We start from the raw sequence: 5,257 nt of genomic DNA, 5'->3' as shown, positions 1-5,257 counted from the left end.
AAAGAACAGGGCGTCCACAGCGGCAAATCGCCCGTTGGCCTCGCGGCCGCCGCCGTCTACGCTGGCTCCCTGCTCAGCAACGAGAAGGTAACCCAGTCGGAAGTGAGCGACGTCGCCAACGTGAGCGAAGTGACGATTCGGAACCGGTATCAGGAACTGCTCGAAGCGGGCCAAGATGGCGTCGCGGCCTAAATCGAGAACTGCATTTTCGGCATTTTCAGGAACGCCGTTTCGTACCCCTCATGACGTGAGACCGTGGGCGGGGAGTCCACCTTCACGGTGAGTGTATCGCCCTTCCGGACGCTTTTCACGTCCGCGCCGTAGTGGAACCCGATGTCGGGGTCGATGGTGGCGTTCAGTACGTCATCGAACACCGTCTTACTACCCCGTTTCAGCGTCGCCGACAGCGACATCATCGGAATCGGATAGCGCCGATACGGCGTTCGCGGCGAGACGAGCAGATACGAGTTCTCCGCCAGGTCGCTGTTCTCGTCGGTCGTGACGAGGAACTTCGCGTCGCCGCTGGAGTTCGCGCCGACGAAATCGCCGGGCAGGTCGCCCTTTTCCGGAACGTGGCTCATCGGCATGTCCATCTGCATCTGCTGAACGGCACCCTTCTGTCCTTTCTTGTCGTCGAGACGCGTGAACGGGATCTTTTCCAGCTTGTCCTTGTCGAACGTGAACGACGTCGAGAGGGTCGCTCCCTTCCCGAACTGGCCTTCCAGTGCGCCCGTTCGGCGGACGTTCAGCCCACCGACTTTCACCTTCGCCGTGTACTTTCCATCTCCGTCGAGGCCCATATTGTCCCCGAAGTGAAAACCCATGTTCTGTGAGAGCATGGGCCACATCGTCCGGGTGGTGCTCCAGTCGTCCTTCGAGAGATCGATTTGAACGTTTCCAGTCGGGAGCACCGTCTTCGTCTTGGAGTCCCAGACCGACGCCATCAGGTGCAGGTCGTCGTCGCCCTTGATGGGGACCTTCTTCTCGTCCTGTGCCGTCCCGCCGCTCATCAGCCAGAAGCGGTGCGGGTAGGAGTAGAAGACGGCCGCGCGATACCGTCCGCTTTTCGCCATTCCACCCATCTGCATTCCTTCCTTGTGTGTCGGGATGTACACCGCGTCCGGTCGGTTTTTGACCAACGGCGGCGCTTGTGGCATCACCTTCGTTTTAAACAGACCGGAACAGCCCGCCAACGAGGTGGCACCGAGGAGGCCGGTCGTCCGCAGAACGCTACGGCGATTCATTGGTTTGAAGTTACGACCCGCGGCGAAAAGGGGTTCTGGTACGGTAGTCGAAAAGGGTATCAAGGATTCGCCGTCGGGAGCGACCGCAGGGAACGCGGCGGAACGAGGAAGTTGCCCCGACGGGTCACCGTCATGTACTGCAGGATCCCGTTGTTGAGTCGCTCGCCGACCGAGGAGTTGCCGGAGAGGTCGTCGCCGTTCATCTCCGTCCGAGTTTTGTTGAAGTCCTCGATGGAGCGCTGGATGGCGACGAAGTGGAGTCCCGCCTGTCCGCCGTCCGTCGAATCGAAGTCGCGGCGGAGGATGACCGGCGAGTCGTCCTTTCTGGCCCGCGCGGATTTCTGGGAGTGGCCGACGATACCGCGGGTTCGGGCGTGCTCTTTCACGTTGTCGATGCACTCGTCGTCCATCTCGCTCGAATCGCCGAGGTTGTTGCCGACGCCTTTCACCTTGTTCTGCTCGGCGTGGACCGGGCAGAACATCTTGCCGACGCGCTGGTCACGGCTGTCCTGTTCGTACCACTGGTCGAGATGCAGGTTGATGTGGGAGACGTGTTTCGTGGTTCCGCCCTCGAACGGACCCTCTTGAATCGTCACGCGGTCCTCGCTCGCCTGATTCTTCTTGAAGCCGGATTTGAAGCCCATGTACAGCGGTGCCTTCTCCGGAACCGGCTTTGAATCCGGAATGCCGTTCACGTCCTGATTGTCGGCGGGGAGACCGTGTCCGACGAAACCGGTCCGGCGGTCGGCCTTCTCGAACACGTCCGTGATACCGCTCACGTCCACGCCGTTCAGTTCGTCGCGGTTGCCGAGCAACGCCTGCTCGGCGGCGAGCGCGACCTGTGCGTGGTCGCTCTCGATCTGCATGACGGCGTCCTGTTCGTCCAGTTTCGGGGACTCGAACGACGCCAGCGCCTTCGGTTTCGGCAGCACGTCGTCCGCCCCGAACCGCTCGAAGTAGGCGGGGGAGTAGCCGATAGAGAACAACAGACCGTCGTTACCGCGTTTGTAGGCGTGTTCGAGGCTCCGGAAAGATTTCTCGACCGTCTCCCGTTCGGACTCGTCCGGCGTTCCGTCGCCGCTGTAGTTCAGAAAGAGGAGGATCTTGTGGCGAGCGGCGACGAAGTTCCCGTAGTCGTCCGTGGAGAGGTATTGATTCCATGCGTGCTGGCGTTTCGGGAGTGTCGAGAGGTCGGACGGGCCTTTCGGCACGTCCGGCATTCCACCCCGGTCCACGCAGGCGGCCAGTGCGGCCGATCCACCGATGGCGACGGCCGCTTTCATGAACTCGCGTCGGGGGATGCCTCGCGTCGAATCGCTCATCGTTCGACACTAGCGATTCCGCGAGAAAAGGGGTTCTGGTACGAGCATCGAAAAGGGATGTCCGAGATGGGGAATATGGCAAACGGTGTCGGGATTCAGCGTTCGTCGAGCACGTCGTCCACCCGTTCGGCCGTCTCGCTGGCGCGGATGTTCGAATAGCTCTCGTGGGTCGTCGCGATGGACGCGTGGCGGAGCGCGGATTGGGCCAGTTCCGCGTGGCCCTCGCTGTACAGTTGGTGGCCCAGTCCACGTCGCGCGCCGTGCGGTTTCAGGTATTCGCCGTCGATGTCGAGTCCGGCGGATTCACAGAGGCGTTTCATCAGGTTGCGCGCCCCGCGAGTCGAGATCGCTGGCAGGACGATTTCGTACTCCCGGATCACGTCGTCGATGTCGTTCTCGTCGAGGATCCTCTCGACCGTTCCCTCGGAGAACTCCTCGCCCAACGACTCGCGGGCGGCCCGGTACTTCGACGGTGCGTGGTCAGTCGGAAACACCGGAAACAGTGGTGTTGGAGGATCACACACACGGTGGTATCGCTCCAGCGCGTCGGCCGCCTTCTTCGGCAGTTGGGCGAACTCGTACTCCCGCGATTTGCCGAAGACGCGAACCGCACCGCCCTCGATGTCCACATCCTCCCACGCGATACCGCTCCGTTTGTCGTCCGCCGGGTCGCGGAACACCTCCGCCCCGCGAACGCCGGAGAGGGCCAGCAGTCGGACGAGAGCGCGGTCGCGGTAGGCACGTTCGCGCGACACGTCGGCCTCGCCGTCCAGCGCCTCCTCGACACGTCGGTCCATGAAGGCGAGGATAGCGTTCCTGTCGCGGGCCGACCAGAACTGTCGGTCGGCGTCGGCGGTGTCCTCGGGCAGTTCAGCCTGTGCCCGCGAGGCGGCGGCCGGGTTTCTGGAGATGAGTTCGTCCGCCTCGCAGAATCCCAGAAACGCCCGAACGTAGGCGTAGTAGGTGTGAGCCGTCGAAGACTTTAGCTCGTCCGCCCGAACCTGTCGCTTGAGGTGGCGGGCGTAGCGCCGACAGTCGATGACGGCCACGTTCTCGATGGCCGTAACCTCGCGCTCGCGGTCGAGCCAGTTCGCCCACGCGGTCAGCGCGGATTCGGCGTTGGCGCGGTAGTTCCCGGCCTCGATGCTGACGAGGTACTCCTCTATCGCGTCGCTCAGTGTCGTCCCTGTCATGCCAATCGTGGATCGAACGTTCCGGACAGTTGGTTTCCACACCGGGGACACGTCAGGTTCGATTCCGCATCGACGAAGCGTCCGACCGGGCCGAGATAGCCACAGGCCGGACATCGCCGTATCGGTAGCTGAATCATCGCAATACCGTCCCGTCGGTGCGGGAACGATAAAAACCTACGTCCCGTCAGTCGTCGCCGTCGATCAGATGCACCGAGACGAAACCGTCACTTCGGACGAAGACCCGATAGCCGTCGATGGTGAAACTGACGTGACCGCCGGTGCGAGCCACCCCATCCGGACGGGGATGGAACAGCCCGTCCAACGCGTCCGGGTCGAACTGGTCGTACAACGGACCGATCTCGGTCGGGTCGGCGTCCATCGCCTCGGCGAGGGCCGTCGTGACCGTCGTACTGAGTGGTTCCGCGTCCTGCCAATCGTGGTGCGTGTGATACGTCGCTGTGATCGTTTCCGTCGGGCACGAATGCTTTTCTGATTTACTCATTTGGAACTCCCCCCGTGGGACACGGGCTCGTCTGTCTCACATACACCCTGAAAAAACATAAATCATTGTCAGACAAAAGACCGGTATCGGTCATACGACGACGCGGAAAAAGGCAAGACAGGGGGAACCCGTGCGGAGAGTGATGTTGTCTTACGGGCCGCAGTCGGGCGTTTCGGGCTGAGAAGCTCGATTATGCAGGAGTTAGTAACGGTCGAGATTTGGCTTAATAGCCAGTTAGACCGGATTATCCGGTCAATAGTATTCATACCGTACAGTGTGGGATATTTGATGTCATGGGCCGACGTTCTCGTTACGTTCAGCCATCAGTTCCTCGCGGGACCCGTCCAACTCGTCAGTTTTTGGCTGTTGGTGTCGCTGCCGCTGGTGTACCTCCCCATCCTCTTACACGGGTTGAAAAACAACCTGTTTCCGGTCTTCTTCGGTCTCCTCGTCCTGCACGGGTTAACGCTGTTTCTCGGGCACGGGCACGGACATGGACACGGCCACCAAGGGCAGGAGGCGTGAGTCACTCCGGCCGGAGATAAAAATAGACCGTCACGTCACCACCGGATTGTAACGTTCAAAGCGAATCGTCTCGAAACGGAACCATGCACGTCGTCCACCGACGGAATGGGGAGGAACGGACGCTCGTCGCACACGCCGAGCCCGTGGATTCGCTTCGGTCGCGCGTCGGAGGGCTCGTTCGACTCGCCCTTCGTGACGATTACGGGTTGGTGTTCGAATTCGGTTCGGTCGGCAACCATCGCGCTTCAACGGTGGCGACGCCGCTGGCGCTCGACGTGGTGTGGACGGAGAACGGCGAAGTAACGAACGTCGCTCGATTGCCGCGCTGGACGGGGAGGGCGCGTGGAACGGGGGATCGTGTGTTCGAGTTTTCGGGTGGTGTCGTGCAGAACGTCCGACCGGGTGACGAACTCGTGACGAGTCAGGCCCAGTCGTCGCGCTCGACGGAGTAACACCCACACTCGGGGCACA

General features: G+C 61.7%; 6 protein-coding genes and 1 pseudogene. 3 read left to right on the top strand and 4 right to left on the bottom strand.

Annotated features, from left to right (window positions below):
• Positions 1-192, top strand: a pseudogene (locus WBV42_RS11110) (transcription initiation factor IIB 2); the annotation flags it as partial.
• Here the strand turns inward: WBV42_RS11110 and WBV42_RS11105 are convergent.
• The 4 genes from WBV42_RS11105 to WBV42_RS11090 form a co-directional block, all read right to left on the bottom strand.
• Positions 189-1,244: a DUF7350 domain-containing protein gene (locus WBV42_RS11105; RefSeq protein ID WP_423986089.1), complete on the bottom strand. Its 1,056-nt coding sequence runs from the start codon at positions 1,242-1,244 to the stop codon at positions 189-191. The pseudogene WBV42_RS11110 and the gene WBV42_RS11105 overlap by 4 nt on opposite strands.
• A gap of 59 nt (positions 1,245-1,303) precedes the next feature.
• The gene (locus WBV42_RS11100; protein ID WP_423986088.1) at positions 1,304-2,566 is read right to left on the bottom strand and encodes a DUF7405 family protein; all 1,263 of its coding nucleotides are present in this window, start codon (positions 2,564-2,566) and stop codon (positions 1,304-1,306) included.
• A 95-nt stretch (positions 2,567-2,661) separates the two neighbouring features.
• The gene (locus WBV42_RS11095) at positions 2,662-3,759 is read right to left on the bottom strand and encodes a tyrosine-type recombinase/integrase (protein WP_423986087.1); all 1,098 of its coding nucleotides are present in this window, start codon (positions 3,757-3,759) and stop codon (positions 2,662-2,664) included.
• A 184-nt stretch (positions 3,760-3,943) separates the two neighbouring features.
• On the bottom strand, positions 3,944-4,261 hold the full coding sequence (locus WBV42_RS11090) for a HalOD1 output domain-containing protein (RefSeq protein WP_423986086.1): 318 nt from the start codon (positions 4,259-4,261) through the stop codon (positions 3,944-3,946).
• Positions 4,262-4,549: 288 nt separating this feature from the next.
• Between WBV42_RS11090 and WBV42_RS11085 the strand changes: the two genes are divergently transcribed.
• Together WBV42_RS11085 and WBV42_RS11080 are read left to right on the top strand one after the other, a co-directional pair.
• Positions 4,550-4,786 (top strand): hypothetical protein, encoded by a 237-nt coding sequence (locus WBV42_RS11085; protein ID WP_423986085.1) that lies wholly within the window; start codon positions 4,550-4,552, stop codon positions 4,784-4,786.
• Positions 4,787-4,869: 83 nt separating this feature from the next.
• A complete protein-coding gene (locus tag WBV42_RS11080; protein WP_423986084.1) occupies positions 4,870-5,238 on the top strand; it encodes a DUF192 domain-containing protein in 369 nt (122 codons plus the stop codon).
• The last annotated feature ends 19 nt before the right edge of the window (positions 5,239-5,257 follow it).

The organism is Haladaptatus sp. (genome assembly GCF_049589095.1).
Lineage (GTDB): Archaea > Halobacteriota > Halobacteria > Halobacteriales > Haladaptataceae > Haladaptatus.
This window is presented reverse-complemented; position numbering and strand designations above follow the sequence as displayed.

What these genes read in the sequence shown, in the direction of transcription:
- WBV42_RS11105 (WP_423986089.1), bottom strand. Translation starts at nt 1,244, where the DNA reads ATGAATCGCCGTAGCGTTCTGCGGACGACCGGCCTCCTCGGTGCCACC.
- WBV42_RS11080 (WP_423986084.1), top strand. Translation starts at nt 4,870, where the DNA reads ATGCACGTCGTCCACCGACGGAATGGGGAGGAACGGACGCTCGTCGCA.
- WBV42_RS11095 (WP_423986087.1), bottom strand. Translation starts at nt 3,759, where the DNA reads ATGACAGGGACGACACTGAGCGACGCGATAGAGGAGTACCTCGTCAGC.
- WBV42_RS11100 (WP_423986088.1), bottom strand. Translation starts at nt 2,566, where the DNA reads ATGAGCGATTCGACGCGAGGCATCCCCCGACGCGAGTTCATGAAAGCG.
- WBV42_RS11085 (WP_423986085.1), top strand. Translation starts at nt 4,550, where the DNA reads ATGTCATGGGCCGACGTTCTCGTTACGTTCAGCCATCAGTTCCTCGCG.
- WBV42_RS11090 (WP_423986086.1), bottom strand. Translation starts at nt 4,261, where the DNA reads ATGAGTAAATCAGAAAAGCATTCGTGCCCGACGGAAACGATCACAGCG.